Source organism: Pantoea sp. nfd-35, assembly GCF_056892255.1.
This window is the reverse complement of sequence record NZ_CP122403.1, coordinates 1299079-1314560: the sequence shown is the minus strand read 5'-3', so window position 1 is coordinate 1314560 and position 15482 is coordinate 1299079. Positions and strand designations below refer to the sequence as shown.

General features: G+C 54.3%; 14 protein-coding genes. 5 read left to right on the top strand and 9 right to left on the bottom strand.

The annotated features are described in order from the left end of the window. Position 1 precedes the first annotated feature (1 nt). Both ligA and zipA read right to left on the bottom strand, forming a co-directional pair. Positions 2-2020, bottom strand: a complete 2019-nt coding sequence (ligA, locus tag P9J57_RS06215; protein ID WP_014594249.1) for an NAD-dependent DNA ligase LigA — start codon at positions 2018-2020, stop codon at positions 2-4. 67 nt (positions 2021-2087) lie between these two features. Continuing rightward, a complete protein-coding gene (gene zipA / locus P9J57_RS06210; RefSeq protein WP_308538716.1) occupies positions 2088-3086 on the bottom strand; it encodes a cell division protein ZipA in 999 nt (332 codons plus the stop codon). A gap of 218 nt (positions 3087-3304) precedes the next feature. Here zipA and cysZ point away from each other — a divergent pair, with 218 nt between their 5' ends. From cysZ to crr, 5 genes are all read left to right on the top strand, one after another. Next, positions 3305-4066, top strand: a complete 762-nt coding sequence (gene cysZ, locus P9J57_RS06205; RefSeq protein WP_024471233.1) for a sulfate transporter CysZ — start codon at positions 3305-3307, stop codon at positions 4064-4066. A 145-nt stretch (positions 4067-4211) separates the two neighbouring features. Next, positions 4212-5180 carry a cysteine synthase A gene (cysK, locus tag P9J57_RS06200; protein WP_013026640.1) on the top strand — a complete coding sequence of 323 codons (969 nt, stop codon included), beginning with the start codon at positions 4212-4214 and terminating at the stop codon, positions 5178-5180. Positions 5181-5568: 388 nt separating this feature from the next. Then, a complete protein-coding gene (ptsH, locus tag P9J57_RS06195; protein WP_003848868.1) occupies positions 5569-5826 on the top strand; it encodes a phosphocarrier protein Hpr in 258 nt (85 codons plus the stop codon). A 160-nt stretch (positions 5827-5986) separates the two neighbouring features. Then, the gene (ptsI, locus tag P9J57_RS06190) at positions 5987-7714 is read left to right on the top strand and encodes a phosphoenolpyruvate-protein phosphotransferase PtsI (RefSeq protein ID WP_133345032.1); all 1728 of its coding nucleotides are present in this window, start codon (positions 5987-5989) and stop codon (positions 7712-7714) included. Between the two features lie 42 nt (positions 7715-7756). Next, entirely contained in the window at positions 7757-8257 is a 501-nt protein-coding gene (gene crr / locus P9J57_RS06185) for a PTS glucose transporter subunit IIA (RefSeq protein WP_013026642.1), read from the top strand. A gap of 49 nt (positions 8258-8306) precedes the next feature. Here the strand turns inward: crr and P9J57_RS06180 are convergent, their stop codons facing one another. From P9J57_RS06180 to P9J57_RS06150, 7 genes are all read right to left on the bottom strand, one after another. After that, on the bottom strand, positions 8307-9659 hold the full coding sequence (locus P9J57_RS06180; RefSeq protein WP_013026643.1) for an ATP-binding protein: 1353 nt from the start codon (positions 9657-9659) through the stop codon (positions 8307-8309). Next, positions 9656-10336, bottom strand: coding sequence for a response regulator transcription factor (locus P9J57_RS06175; protein WP_013026644.1), 681 nt, complete (start codon positions 10334-10336; stop codon positions 9656-9658). The genes P9J57_RS06180 and P9J57_RS06175 overlap by 4 nt, the downstream gene beginning before the upstream one ends. 179 nt (positions 10337-10515) lie before the next feature. After that, on the bottom strand, positions 10516-11397 hold the full coding sequence (gene cysM / locus P9J57_RS06170) for a cysteine synthase CysM (protein ID WP_013026645.1): 882 nt from the start codon (positions 11395-11397) through the stop codon (positions 10516-10518). Between the two features lie 118 nt (positions 11398-11515). Further along, positions 11516-12604, bottom strand: coding sequence for a sulfate/thiosulfate ABC transporter ATP-binding protein CysA (gene cysA, locus P9J57_RS06165; protein ID WP_013026646.1), 1089 nt, complete (start codon positions 12602-12604; stop codon positions 11516-11518). Beyond that, entirely contained in the window at positions 12594-13469 is an 876-nt protein-coding gene (gene cysW, locus P9J57_RS06160) for a sulfate/thiosulfate ABC transporter permease CysW (RefSeq protein WP_013026647.1), read from the bottom strand. The genes cysA and cysW overlap by 11 nt, the downstream gene beginning before the upstream one ends. Beyond that, positions 13469-14302 (bottom strand): sulfate/thiosulfate ABC transporter permease CysT, encoded by an 834-nt coding sequence (gene cysT / locus P9J57_RS06155; protein ID WP_014594252.1) that lies wholly within the window; start codon positions 14300-14302, stop codon positions 13469-13471. Before cysT ends, cysW begins: the two co-directional genes overlap by 1 nt. 2 nt (positions 14303-14304) lie before the next feature. After that, positions 14305-15318, bottom strand: a complete 1014-nt coding sequence (locus tag P9J57_RS06150) for a sulfate ABC transporter substrate-binding protein (RefSeq protein ID WP_015699780.1) — start codon at positions 15316-15318, stop codon at positions 14305-14307. Positions 15319-15482: the final 164 nt, after the last annotated feature.

Genomic DNA, 15482 nt, shown 5'->3' with positions numbered 1-15482 from the left:
GTCAGGCTCCCAGCAGACGAATCATTTCAGCTTCATCGATCACTTCGATGCCCAGTTCCTGCGCCTTCGCCAGTTTTGAACCGGCCGCTTCGCCCGCGATAAGCAGATCGGTTTTCTTCGATACGCTTCCACTGACTTTCGCGCCGAGTTCGGTAAGGCGCGCTTTCGCGTCGTCACGGTTCATCTGTGACAGCGAGCCGGTGAGCACCACGGTTTTGCCTGCAAACGGACTGTCAATCTCTTCCGCTTTAACCACCATCACCTGGGGCCAGTTGATACCAATGTCTTCGACCAGTTGGCGAATCACGTCGCGATTGCTCTCTTCTTCCATAAAGTGACGTACGTGCTTCGCCACCACGGTGCCCACATCCTGCACTGCGATCAGCGCGTCCAGATCGGCATCCATTACCTTTTGTAGCTCGCCAAAGTGGTTAGCCAGGTTAGCCGCGGTCGCTTCGCCAACCTCGCGAATACCGAGCGCATACAAGAAACGCGCCAGCGTAGTGGATTTGGCTTTTTCCAGAGCGTCGACCACATTCTGCGCCGATTTCGCCCCCATCCGATCCAGGCCGGTTAAGGTTTCACGGGTTAATCGAAACAGGTCTGCCGGCGTCTTGACGTACTCTTTCTCTACCAGTTGATCGATAATCTTATCGCCCATCCCCTCGACGTCCATGGCGCGGCGCGAGACAAAATGTTTCAGCGCTTCTTTACGTTGAGCACCACAGATCAACCCGCCGGTACAGCGTGTGACAGCTTCGCCTTCGACGCGTTCAACATCGGATCCGCATACCGGACAGTGGGAAGGGAACAGGATTTCACGCGCGTCTTCAGGGCGTTCGCTGACAACGACATTCACCACCTGAGGAATCACGTCACCGGCACGGCGAATCACAACTTTATCGCCAATACGCAAACCAAGACGTTCTATCTCATCGGCGTTATGCAAGGTCGCATTGCTGACCATTACGCCAGCGACCTGCACCGGCTCCAGGCGCGCCACAGGCGTAATCGCGCCAGTGCGGCCCACCTGGAATTCAACGTCGCGCACGACGGTCATCTGCTCCTGAGCGGCAAACTTAAAGGCTACCGCCCAACGCGGCGCACGGGCGACAAAGCCCAGCTTCTCCTGCAGATCCTGAGAATCGACTTTGATCACGACGCCGTCGATGTCAAACCCCAGTTCTGCACGCTGCGCGTCAACCTCGTGGTAAAAGGCCAGCGCTTCATCCACGTTATGAACCAGACGAATACGATCGCTGACCGGCAAGCCCCACGCTTTAAACTGTTGCAGACGCGCCATATGGCTGCGCGGCATCTCGCCGCCTTCCAGCAGGCCAATGCCATAACAGAAAAACGTGAGTGGTCGTTTTGCCGTAATACGGGGATCGAGCTGGCGCAGTGAACCTGCCGCGGCGTTGCGCGGATTGGCAAAGACTTTGCCTTCGGTGCGGCGCGCTTCCGCATTCAGCTTTTCAAAGCCGTTTTGCGTCATAAACACCTCGCCCCGCACTTCGACGCGGGCAGGAATGTTCTCGCCTTTGAGCCGCAGTGGGATCGCGCGGATTGTCCGCACGTTGCTTGTAATATTCTCGCCGGTTGTGCCGTCACCGCGGGTTGCCGCACGGGTTAACAGTCCGTCTTCATACAACAGGCTCACGGCCAGGCCATCCAGTTTGAGTTCACAGCAGTAGACCAGATCGTCACTGCTTTTTAGCCGATCCTGCACGCGCTTGTTAAATGCTCTGAAGCTGGCTTCGTCAAAGGCATTATCCAGTGACAGCATAGGCACTTCATGGCGGACCTGCTCAAACACCATTAAGGGAGCCGCCCCGACGCGCTGCGTGGGTGAGTCAGGCGTAATCAGGTCAGGATGCTGTTCTTCAAGCTCGCGCAGCTCGCGCATCAGGCGGTCATATTCCGCATCCGGTACTTCCGGTGCGTCCATAACGTGATAAAGGTATTCATGATGGCGCAGCGTCGTGCGCAGTTCGGTGATGTGTTCCTGGACGGATTTCATATAACCCCATCAGATAAAAAACCCCCGACAGGCGGGGGTTTATCATAACAAATTGAAAAAGTGTGGATTAGTCCCGGGATTCAACCACATCGCGGATACGCGCTTTGTAGGTTTCCAGTTTTTGTGGCGTCATCATACGGCGCTCGTCATCGAGAACCACACCGCCCACATCGTCCGCAATACGCTGTGCGGACTGTAGCATCAGCTTAAAGTTTTGATTCGCATCGCCATACGACGGCACCATCATAAAAATAGACACGCCGGGCGTGGTGAAATCAGTCATTTCATCCGGATTGAACGAGCCAGGTTTCACCATATTGGCCAGGCTAAACAGCACAGGGCCGCTGCCCGCCGGGCTGAGGTGACGATGGAAAATATTCATTTCACCAAACTGAAAACCGGCCTGCAAAATCCCCTGTAACAGGGCTTCACCATTTAGCTGACCACCGGAATGAGCGGCGACATGCAGAACCAGCACCGCTTCTTTCGGCTTGCTGCTGGTTGCAGGGCGCGCTTCAGGTTGCTTAGGCGGCGGCGGGCTGACGACCTCAGGCGCGGGTTCAGGCTCAGCCTGATAAACGGGATTGGGCTGAACGCTATCCAGCGGGTCAGAATCCAGCAGAGGATCTGCCTGTACCGGTGGCGCAACAAAGGTTGGCTGAGGCGCGGGCTGTTGGCGTGCAGGCGCTGGCCGCGGCTGTGCGGATTCAGGCTTAGGTGCTGGCGCAAACAGGGGATCGCTTTCCGGCACTGATGTGGCAGGCTGACGTGCACGCTGTGGCGTTACAGGCGCGTGCTGCTCGTCTGGCTGCGTATCGCGAATATCATCGAAGTGAGGTTCCTGATGGTCGCGGGCATGGCGCACACGCACTTCACCCACGCCGTCATCAACGTCGTCGGTAAGCGTCTCATCATCATGTTCATCACGTTGTTTCAAACGTTTGTGCGGGCGATCGCGGAACACTGAAGAGCGCTCTTTACGGCTGGTCCACAGTCCGTGAATAAGAAGCGCTATAATGGCGATCGCGCCAACAACGATTAATATCAGACGCAAATCCTGCATCATTGTATTCTCTGTTGTTCCAATACCTTGCCACCGCGGCAAACTTTATTCTCTAACTGTATTTGCCCTGCCAGATAAGTGCAAGTCTGTGCAGTATTTTCTCACAAATAAGATAGACCACCCACGCTTTTTCGCTGTTTTTTTACCCAAACGGCACCTGGAGAGGTGAAAAAGCCAGGTTATAGTAGACGCGCCTTACCATCTTCAGGAGAACGGGCTTTATGGTTGTCAACAATTCGGTTTCCGCTTTTAACGGTTTGCATTACTTCAGCGAGGGCTGGAAGCTGGTCAGATTGCCCGGTATTCGACGCTTTGTGATTATCCCTTTACTGGTCAACATCCTTCTGCTGGGCGGGGCTTTCGTGTGGCTTTTTTACCAGCTTGATAGCTGGATCCCGCAGTTAATGTCCCACGTTCCCGACTGGCTGCAGTGGCTGAGCTATTTGCTGTGGCCGCTGTCGGTGATTTCCGTGGTACTGGTGTTCAGTTACTTCTTTTCCACCCTTGCCAACCTGATTGCCGCCCCCTTTTGTGGGCTACTGGCCGAACAACTGGAAGCGCGCCTGACCGGGAAACCATTACCTGACAGCGGCTGGGTAGGCCTGCTCAAAGATGTTCCCCGCATTATGAAACGCGAATTGCAGAAGCTGGGCTACTACCTGCCACGCGCGCTGGGCTTACTGCTGCTCTACTTTATTCCGGGCGTTGGGCAGACCGTCGCGCCCGTTTTATGGTTTATGTTCAGCGCGTGGATGTTATCGATTCAGTACTGTGACTATCCTTTCGATAACCATAAGGTGGGTTTTCAGCAGATGCGCCAGGCGCTGCGTCAGCACAAGACGGCAAACATGCAGTTTGGTGCACTGGTCAGCCTGTTTACGATGATTCCGGTCGTTAACCTGGCCATTATGCCGGTAGCTGTTTGTGGCGCAACGGCAATGTGGGTCGATCGTTATCGTGCGAAGCTTGCTCGTGGCACCTGAGCTAAAACATCAACTATCCTTATGCAATTTTTGGCAGGTCTTATTGCCATGAGACATATAGATATATGATTTCTTTCCTTCCGCCAGAAAGAAGAACAGGTATGCTCTGAGGGTTCCCAATAATTCATACAGTTAAGGACAGGCTATGAGCAAGATTTATGAAGACAACTCTTTAACAATTGGTCATACGCCGCTGGTTCGACTGAACCGCATCGGTAACGGCCGCATCCTGGCGAAGGTGGAGTCCCGTAACCCGAGCTTCAGTGTGAAATGCCGTATCGGTGCCAATATGATTTGGGACGCGGAAAAACGCGGTATTCTTAAGCCTGGCATTGAACTGGTTGAGCCGACGAGCGGCAACACCGGCATCGCGCTGGCCTATGTGGCGGCGGCACGCGGCTATAAACTGACGCTCACCATGCCGGATACCATGTCTGTTGAGCGGCGCAAGCTGCTGAAAGCGTTAGGCGCAAATCTGGTGCTGACCGAAGGCGCAAAAGGCATGAAAGGTGCCATCTCAAGAGCTGAAGAGATTGTTGCCAGCGATCCAGACAAATTCCTGCTGCTGCAGCAGTTCAGCAACCCGGCTAACCCGGAAATTCATGAAAAGACCACCGGCCCGGAAATCTGGGAAGATACGGATGGCGAAGTGGACGTGTTCATCGCCGGTGTGGGTACCGGCGGTACCCTGACCGGGGTAAGTCGTTACATAAAAAACACCAAAGGCAAAAAAGAATTGATCACGGTCGCGGTTGAGCCAACCGACTCACCGGTCATTGCCCAGGCAATGGCGGGCGAAGAGTTGAAACCCGGCCCCCACAAGATTCAGGGGATCGGTGCTGGCTTTATTCCAGGCAACCTGGAGCTGTCGCTGATTGACCTGGCAGTGGCTATCACCAACGAAGAAGCCATCTCCACTGCACGTCGTCTGATGGAAGAAGAAGGCATCCTGGCCGGTATTTCATCTGGCGCCGCCGTTGCCGCCGCGCTGAAGCTGCAGGAAGATGAAGCTTACGCCAATAAAAATATCGTCGTGATTCTCCCCTCTTCCGGCGAACGCTATCTCAGTACCGCCCTGTTTGCCGATCTCTTTACCGAAAAAGAGCTGCAATAGCCCGAAACGGGTGCGGATAAATGCCTAAAAAGCACCCGGATGGGTGCTTTTTTGTGGCGCAGATCTCACTTTCACCATGTCGCAGATTGATTTCACTCACGTGGCTCTGGTATTTAGACTGCCAATTATTTCGAAGCCTGAAATTAATCCTCCTTTGAAGTGGATCAAGCTGAGTCAAGATTCAGATTTAGTGAAAGGGCAAATCACGGCATAATTAACCGGTGACGTGCTCAAATCGCTTTTTGACACTCAGCGGGAATGAAAGACTCATTCAAGCGCATTGTTAGACAGTAAGATGTATACCCGCGCACCTTCACAGGCTAAAGTTAGGGCTCCAGGCTAGACTTTAGATCCATAACACTAATCCTGAAAAAGTTGGGGAAATAGAATGTTCCAGCAAGAAGTTACCATTACCGCACCAAACGGACTGCATACTCGCCCTGCTGCGCAATTTGTCAAAGAAGCTAAAGCCTTCCAGTCAGAAATCACTGTCACTTCCAATGGTAAATCTGCCAGCGCTAAAAGCCTGTTTAAGCTGCAGACGCTGGGTCTGACCCAGGGCACCGTTGTGACCCTTTCTGCGGAAGGTGAAGATGAGCAAAAAGCCGTAGAGCATTTAGTTAAGCTGATGGCGGAACTGGAGTAATCTCCTTTCTGCACCGCTTTAAAACGACTCTTCTGCGCCATTGCGTGCAACATCTTGATCGCGGACAAACTGTCCGCGTTATTGCTTTCGTAGAGTACGTGTCCCACGACTATGGCAATGCAACGAGTCCAGTCAGCCATCGTGATTAAAAGGTAGGGTTATGATTTCAGGCATTTTAGCATCACCAGGTATCGCTTTCGGCAAAGCTCTGCTGCTGAAAGAAGACGAGATCGTCATCAACCGTAAAAAGATTTCAGATGATCAGGTTGAGCAGGAGATCCAGCGCTTTCTTCAGGGCCGCGGCAAAGCGGCTGAACAGCTGGAAGCCATTCGCATCAAAGCCAGCGAATCCCTGGGTGAAGAAAAAGCAGCGATCTTCGAAGGCCACATCATGTTGCTGGAAGATGAAGAGCTGGAGCAGGAAATCACCGACCTGATCAAAAAAGATCACGCAACTGCCGATGCCGCGGTGAATTCCGTGATTGACGCTCAGGCTAAAGCGCTGGAAGAGCTGGATGATGAATACCTGAAAGAGCGTGCGGCGGACGTGCGCGACATCGGTAAACGCCTGCTGCAAAATATTTTAGGTCTGCACATTGTCGATCTGAGCGCAATCCAGGACGAATCTATTCTGGTGGCGAAAGATTTAACGCCGTCAGAGACCGCACAGCTAAACCTGAAAAAGGTGCTGGGCTTTATTACCGACCTGGGTGGTCGGACGTCGCACACGTCTATCATGGCGCGTTCGTTAGAAATCCCTGCGATCGTCGGCACCGGTAACGTGACCACCTCCATTAAAAACGGTGACTTCATCATTCTGGATGGCGTGAACAATGCGATTCACGTCAATCCGTCTGACGCCGTTCAGGAAGAGCTGAAAGCGGTTCAGAACCAGTACCTGTCCGAAAAACATGAACTGGCTAAGCTGAAAGATCTGCCCGCGGTAACTCTGGATGGTCATCAGGTTGAAGTCTGCGCCAACATCGGCACCGTGCGAGATATCGCCGGCGCAGAGCGTAACGGCGCTGAAGGTGTCGGTTTGTATCGCACCGAGTTCCTGTTTATGGATCGCGATTCGCTGCCGACCGAAGAAGAGCAGTTCCAGGCGTACAAAGCCGTTGCTGAAGCGATGGGCTCGCAGGCCGTTATCGTGCGTACCATGGACATTGGCGGTGATAAAGACCTGCCTTACATGAATCTGCCAAAAGAAGAGAACCCCTTCCTCGGCTGGCGTGCTATTCGTATCGCGATGGATCGTAAAGAGATCCTGCATGCTCAGCTGCGCGCCATTCTGCGTGCCTCCTCGTTCGGCAAGCTGCGTATCATGTTCCCGATGATTATTTCGGTCGAAGAAGTCCGCAGTCTGAAAGCCGAGCTGGACATGCTTAAAGCGCAGTTACGCGAAGAAGGCAAAGCGTTTGATGGGTCAATCGAAGTCGGCATTATGGTCGAAACGCCTGCCTCAGCCGTGATTGCCCGCCACCTGGCTAAAGAAGTCGACTTCTTTAGCATTGGGACAAACGATTTGACGCAGTATACTCTCGCAGTAGATCGTGGTAATGATTTGATTTCGCACCTGTATAACCCAATGACACCGTCAGTGCTGAACCTCATCAAGCAAGTTATTGATGCGTCTCATGCTGAAGGTAAATGGACTGGCATGTGTGGTGAGCTGGCAGGTGACGAACGTGCTACACTACTGTTACTGGGAATGGGGCTGGACGAATTCAGCATGAGTGCCATTTCTATCCCTGGCATCAAGAAAATTATTCGTAATACACATTTCGAAGATGCGAAGGCGTTGGCAGAGCAGGCACTGGCTCAACCTACGGCGGAAGACTTAATGAACCTGGTTAACAAGTTCATTAAAGAAAAAACGCTCTGCTGATCCACGAGATGCTGGCCCCAAATTACTGCTTAGGAGAAGATCATGGGTTTGTTTTCTAAACTTTTTGGCGAAAAAACAGATAGCGCTGGGACAATTGATATCGTAGCGCCTCTGTCAGGCGAAATCGTGAACATTGAAGACGTACCAGATGTGGTGTTTGCAGAAAAAATCGTGGGTGACGGTATTGCGATCAAACCAAGCGGCAACAAAATGGTTGCTCCGGTTGACGGGACTATCGGCAAGATTTTCGAAACCAACCACGCATTTTCAATCGAATCAGATAACGGCATTGAGCTTTTTGTTCACTTCGGTATTGATACCGTTGAACTGAAAGGCGAAGGCTTCAAACGTATCGCTGAAGAAGGTCAGAAGGTTAAAAAAGGCGACGTGGTTATTGAGTTCGATCTGGCGCTGCTGGAAGAGAAAGCGAAATCAACCTTGACGCCTGTTGTCATCTCCAACATGGATGAAATCAAAGATCTGACGAAGCTTTCTGGTCAGGTCATTGTGGGTGAAACCCCTGTGATTCGCATCAGGAAGTAAACGAAAAACGGCACCTGAGGGTGCCGTTTTTTTATGTTCGTTTTCCGCGTTAATCCGGCTGCCAGCGCGGCAAACGCAGCGTGAGCTCCAGCCCGCCTTCCGGTCGGTTAACGGCGTGCACTTCCCCATGATGCGCCAAGACCACTTTACGTACGATAGCCAACCCCAGCCCGTAACCTTTGCCCATCAGCGGAGAATTCACGCGTACAAACGGGTCAAAGATACTGGAAAGTTTGGTTTCTTCCACACCCGGCCCCTGGTCACGTACGTGAATAGCCAGCCACTGCGATTCCACCTTCAGGCTCACATGAATACGTTGTCCCGGCAGCGAGAAGCGCAGGGCATTACGTAATACGTTTTCAATGCCACGGCGGCACAGTTCCGCATTACCACGCACCGTATGATCGGCGCGCTCATCAACGTCATACACGACATCCACACCGGGGATCTGCGCTTCATAACGTAAGTCTGTCACCACCGCCTCCAGCAATCCCGCAAGGTCGAAATAGTGTTCTCCCGGCATGCTTTCGTGTTCTGCACGCGCCAGAGTCAACAGCTCGCCGATCATCTTATCAAGTCGTTGCGCTTCTTCGTCAATGCGATCCAGTGAGGTACTGACATTCTCTGGCCTTTGACGTGCCAGCCCGGTGGCCAACTGCAGGCGAGCAAGCGGTGAGCGCAGTTCGTGAGAGATATCATGAAGCAGCGCCTCACGCGCCTTCACCAGCGTATCCAGCCGCTCTACCATGGCATCGAATGCCTGAGCCACGCTCGACAGCTCATCGTGGCGTTTACGCAGTGCCGGATAAAGCCGGACGCGTAAATCCCCATTAGCCACGCGCGAAAACCCTTCGCGTAGCTGTCGCATTGGCCGGGTCAGGTTCCAGGCCAATAGCAAACTGAACAGCAGCCCTACCGAGCCAGCAAAAATAAACATGGGTTCAGGTATGTTCAGAAAGTTGTGTGGTCGCCCTTCCCGACTCAGCTCACGCATTCCTCTGAGGTCGTACATCAGTTCATAATCGTTGCCGTCTGCACCCTTTACCTGACGCACCAACCGATTGGGGAAAAACGATTTATCAGTGGTATCGGAAACAGGCGGCGGCGCGCTGACGGCGGGCTGAAGGTCATCAACAGGACTTATGCTCAGGAACTGGCGTTCCTCAGGCGTCCACTCTGCTGTCATCACCTTGAGTGCGGCTGGCCCTTCACGTTCCAGCACGGACGTGGCTGATGCCATTAACACATCCGCCAGACGCTGTGTTACCTGAAGTTCAGGCGGATGGTGGCGGGTTCCGGAAAGTGAAAACCCCAGCCAGATAAGCTGGCTGATGATGAAAAATACCAGCCAAAAGCCCAGCAGGATTTTCCAGAACATGCGTCCGCGATAGCTGTGACTCATCGAATGCGATAGCCAATGCTGCGAACGGTTTCAATCGTAATGCTCTCCGCCGTGAGCGCACTGAGCTTCTGACGAATATTACTGATGTGAACATCCACGCTGCGATCGTAAGCTTCGCGCGGTCGGCCCAGACCTTTTTCTGACAGTTCGTCTTTCGTCACTACCCGGTCGGGTGAACGCAGCAGCAAATCGAGCAGGTTAAATTCTGAGGCGGTCAGGTCAAACGTTTTGCCCTTCCACTCCGTAATCCGCCTGGCAGAATTAAGGGTGAGCTCGCCCCACTGCAGTATCTCTTTTTTGTCCTGCTGCGGTGCAAGCTCCTCAACCCGGCGCAGGACCGCGCGCAAACGCGCAACCAGTTCACGGGGATAACAGGGTTTGGGCATATAGTCATCCGCGCCCATTTCCAGCCCGATGACCCGATCAATATTATCGCCTTTGGCGGTCAGCATAATTACCGGCAGGCGGCTTTGCTGACGTACCTGGCGCAGCACGTCGGTGCCGCTCATATCGGGCAACATAATGTCCAGTATCATGGCGCTAAACTCCCCCGACAGCGCTCCCTGAACCCCGGCACTGCCGGTTAACACCAGCTGAGCGTCAAAACCTTCTGTTATCAGGTATTGGCTTAACATGGTGCCTAACTCTACGTCGTCATCTACCAGCAAGATTTTCATTGTTATCTCTCATGCGTAACTGGCGCTATTTTGAACCGAGCCAACGTAATGCGCAGCCGGTTTTACGCGATCCTTACAGATGCGACTAAGCATAGTGCCAACACCGGTAAATAAAAAAGGCTTATGCGCCCTGGTGGGCAACACACGCCTTTTTTAACGCATCGGTATTGAGGAGGACGCTACTGATAAATTCCGGTTGAGAGATAGCGATCGCCCCGGTCGCAGACGATAGCCACCACCACGCTCCCCGGATTCGCCCGGGCGATGCGCAGTGCGCCAGCAACCGAACCGCCGGAACTGACGCCGCAGAAGATGCCTTCACGTCGCGCTAACGCGCGCATGGTTTCTTCGGCTTCCTGCTGTCCCATATCAATGATGTCATCCACCAACTCAGGGCGATAAATGCCCGGCATGTAAGCCTGGGGCCAGCGGCGGATGCCGGGAATGCTGCTGCCTTCGGTAGGCTGCAGGCCAATCACTTTAACGCCGGTCTGGTGATCCTTTAAAAACCGGCCTACGCCAGTAATGGTTCCCGTGGTACCCATGCTGGAAACAAAGTGGGTCATTCGCTGTTTCGACTGCTGCCACAGCTCAGGCCCGGTGGTTTGGTAATGGCCGAGCGGGTTATCCGGGTTATTGAACTGGTCCAGTACCCTTCCTTCGCCCCGTGCCGCCATCTCCTGAGCCCGATCGCGTGCGCCTTCCATCCCCTGCTCGCGGCTAATCAGCACCAGTTCTGCGCCGTAGGCGCGCATCGCATCCTGCCGCTCCTGACTCATGTTGTCGGGCATCAGCAGCCGCAGCCGATACCCCTTCAACGCGGCAATCATCGCCAGCGCAATGCCGGTATTGCCACTGGTGGCTTCGATCAACTGGTCGCCCGGCGTAATGTCGCCGCGCAACTCGGCCTGGTGGATCATCGACCAGGCGGCCCGATCTTTCACTGAACCGGCAGGGTTATTGCCTTCCAGCTTAAGCCAGACTTCACTGCCGTTGTCAGGCGCCAGGCGCTGTAATCTGATGAGCGGCGTATTGCCGATGGTGTCTTCCAGAGTGGTCACGATGCATTTCCTGGCAAAACCCTCTCCGCCCTGATCCAGGCCACAGCCTGGGTTATCGCGGTATTCAGGTCATTAAAAAGGCGGGACACTGTCCCGCCCTGCGTGAAAAAAGAAAATATCAGGCGCTGTGTGCAAAGGCAACCGCCCGTAACGGTGTCGCGCCCTGGTACAGTCGGGCCTGCTGCAGCCCCACGAACAGGCGCTCGCCGCGCAACGGCGCGGTCTGTTCACCGTCAAAGACCAGCGAGAAGGGCTCGCTCTGCCATCCCGTTGGCTGCACCACCAGCTGCCAGAAGTGACCACGAGGACTGACTTCTAAGACCTGAACGGGCAGCGGCGTTTCCAGGCTACTTCTGCGCGAAACGTCGATTTCCCACGGGCGCAGGAACAGATCGACCGCGCCCTGATGTGCAGAGGTATAGCCTAACGGCCAGTGGTGCGCCCCGACATGGAACTGAGAACCATGCACTTCACCGTCGAAGCGGTTAACCTCACCCAGGAATTCCAGCACGAAGCGCGTGGCGGGATCGCGCCAGACTTCATCCGGCGTCCCCACCTGTTCGATGCTGCCCTGGCTCATCACCACCACGCGATCGGCCACTTCCATCGCCTCTTCCTGATCGTGGGTGACGAACACGCTGGTGAACTTCAATTCTTCGTGCAGCTGACGTAACCAACGGCGCAGCTCTTTACGCACCTGAGCGTCCAGCGCACCAAAGGGCTCATCCAGCAACAGGATTTGCGGTTCCACGGCCAGGGCTCTTGCCAGCGCGACGCGCTGCTTCTGCCCTCCCGAAAGCTGGGCCGGGAAACGGTTCGCCAGATGGGAAAGCTGCACCATCTCCAGCAGGCGCGTGACGCGTTTTTTAATTTCCGCACTGGACGGACGCTCACGGCGCGGCAGCACGGTCAGGCCAAAGGCAATATTGTCGAAGACCGTCATATGACGGAACAGCGCATAGTGCTGGAAGACAAATCCGACCTGGCGATCGCGGGCGTGCAGGCGGCTGACATCGTGGTCGTGAAAACGAATCTGACCGCTGTTCTGATGTTCCAGTCCAGCAATGATGCGCAGCAGCGTGGTTTTACCGGAACCGGACGGCCCCAGTAAGGCCACCATCTGGCCAGACGGAATATCCAGTGAGATATCGTTCAGCACCGCTGTGCGACCAAAGGATTTGTTGATCTGGTTAATCTCAATGCTCATGATTGTCCTCCAGTTGCAGGCGTTTGTGCTGTTGCTCTAAACGCCATTGCACAATGCTTTTCAGAAACAGCGTCACGATTGCCATCACGGTCAGTAAGGCTGCGGCAGTAAAGGCGCCCACCGTGTTGTAATCCTGATGCAGTAATTCAACCTGAAGCGGTAAGGTGTAGGTTTCACCGCGAATAGAACCCGAAACCACGGAAACCGCGCCAAACTCACCAATCGCGCGGGCGTTGGTCAGCACGACGCCATACAGCATGGCCCAGCGAATATTCGGCAGCGTCACGCGACGGAACATCTGCCAGCCCGAGGCACCTAACAGCACCGCGGCTTCATCTTCATGACTGCCCTGGCTCAGCATCACCGGCACCAGTTCGCGCACCACAAACGGACAGGTAACGAAGACGGTGACAAGCACCATGCCAGGCCAGGAGAACATCACCTGAATATTATGGGCATCCAGCCAGCCGCCCGCCGGGCCGTTAATGCCCCAGAACAGGAGATACATCAGGCCCGCCACGACAGGCGATACCGCAAAGGGAATATCGAACAGCGTCAAAAGCAGCTGACGTCCCGGAAAGGTAAAGCGTGTCACCAGCCAGGCCAGCAGCGTGCCGAACACTAAATTCACCGGCACGGTAATCAATGCGACCAGCACCGTAAGCCATATGGCATGGAGCATATCGCTGTCGGTCAGATTGCTTAAGGTGACGCCCAGTCCTTTATGCAGGGCCTCCCAGAAGATGGACACCATCGGCACGACCAGCAGCAGCAAGGATATCAGCGCACCGATACCAATAAGCAGCCACTTGGCCCAGTTAACAGGCTGGCGGTCGGCATGATTGAGTTGCGAAATCTCTGCCATTAATGGCCTCCCAGACGACGACCAAAGCGGCTTTGTAAAGTGTTGATAGCGAAAAGTAACAGCAGCGATGCCGCCAGAATGACCGAGGCAATGGCGCTGGCTGCCGGATAGTCAAACTCCTGCAGGCGCACGAAGATCATCAGCGAGGTCACTTCGGTTTTCCAGGCGATGTTGCCGGCAATAAAGATTACCGCACCAAACTCGCCCAGGCTGCGGGTAAACGACAGCGCGGTGCCCGCGAGTAAGGCCGGTGCCACTTCAGGCAGAACGACCCGGCGGAAGCTCTGCCAGGGCGTGGCGCCCAGCGTTTGAGCCGCTTCCTCATATTCAGGCCCCAGCTCTTCCAGCACCGGCTGCACGGTACGCACCACAAACGGAATACTGGTGAAGGCCATCGCGAGCGCGATACCGATCCAGGTATAGGAGATCTTGATATCAAAATGCGCGAACCACTGTCCATACCAGCCGTTCACGGAAAACAGACCGGCCAGCGTCAGGCCAGCAACCGCGGTCGGCAGCGCAAACGGCAGATCCATCAGACCATCGAGCAGCGTGCGGCCCGGAAAACGGTAACGCGTTAAGATCCACGCCATTAACATGCCGAATACGGCATTAAACAGTGAGGCCACACCGGCCGACAGCAGCGTGACCTTATAGGCTGCGATGAGCTGCGGATTGGTGACCACGTCCCAGTATTGCTGCAACGTCATCTGCGACAGCTGCATAATCAGTGCGCTGATTGGCAGCAGCAGCACCAGACAGGTAAAGAGCAGGCTGGTGCCCAGGCTGAGACCGAAACCGGGCAGGACGCGTTTTTGGCTGGCTGCAAACATGATCACCGCCCCGCCGCTAATAACTGGTCTAGCTCGCCACCGCTGGCGAAATGGGTTTTCATCACGTTATCCCAGCCGCCAAAAATGTCTTCAACACGAAACAGGTTCGTGGCAGGAAAACGGGCTTTTTGCTGCGCCATTAACTGCGGATTGTTCACGCGGTAATAGAAATCCGTAATAATTTTCTGCGCCGCAGGAGAATACAGCCAGGTCAGATAGGCTTTCGCTGCATCGGCTGTTTTATTCTGCTCGACGTTTTTATCTACCCAGGCAACGGGAAACTCCGCGAGAATATCGGTTTTAGGCACCACGACTTCGTAGTCGTCTTTGCCGTACTGGTTGCGGATGTTATTCACTTCAGACTCAAAACTGATCAACACATCGCCCAGACCGCGTTCAGCAAAGGTGGTCGTAGCACCTCGGCCACCGGTATCGAAGACTTCAACATTTTTCAGAAATTTTGTCATAAAAGCGCGGGTTTTAGCCTGATCGCCCCCGTCAGCGTTGCTGGCGGCGCCCCAGGCAGCAAGATAGGTATAACGTCCGTTGCCCGAGGTTTTGGGATTAGGAAAAATCAGCTTCACATCGTCACGGGTTAAATCGGACCAGTCGTGAATCTGCTTTGGGTTTCCCTTGCGCACTAGGAACGCCATGGTGGAGTAAAACGGCGAACTGTTATTCGGCAGGCGGGTTTGCCAGTCGGCAGGGATCAGTTTGCCTTTATCGTGCAGCACCTGCACATCGGTGACCTGGTTATAGGTCACCACATCGGCACGCAGGCCTTGCAGGATCGCCAGCGCCTGTTTGGATGACCCGGCATGAGACATCTTAATGGTCAGCTTGTCGTCAGGATGGCTGGCATCCCACTGGCTGACAAAAGGCGCATTCAGGGCGACAAATAATTCACGTGCGACATCGTAAGAGCTGTTCAACAGCTCGGTCGCGTTTGCGGCACCGGCCAGACTCAGCGACAGTGCGAGTCCGCTCACGATTTTTTTCATCGCTGGTAAGGTCATGGTTCACCCTGAGGAAATTTGATGCAGATCTCATCTGCAGATACAGCAGTTTATTTATAACTCAGCGTAAACCCGTAACGGTTTTATATATCGTTTGCTGATTTCAAAGTCGAAAAAGGCATAAGGCGGCGGGAAAAGACAGACGAAAAACAGAATTGGACGCG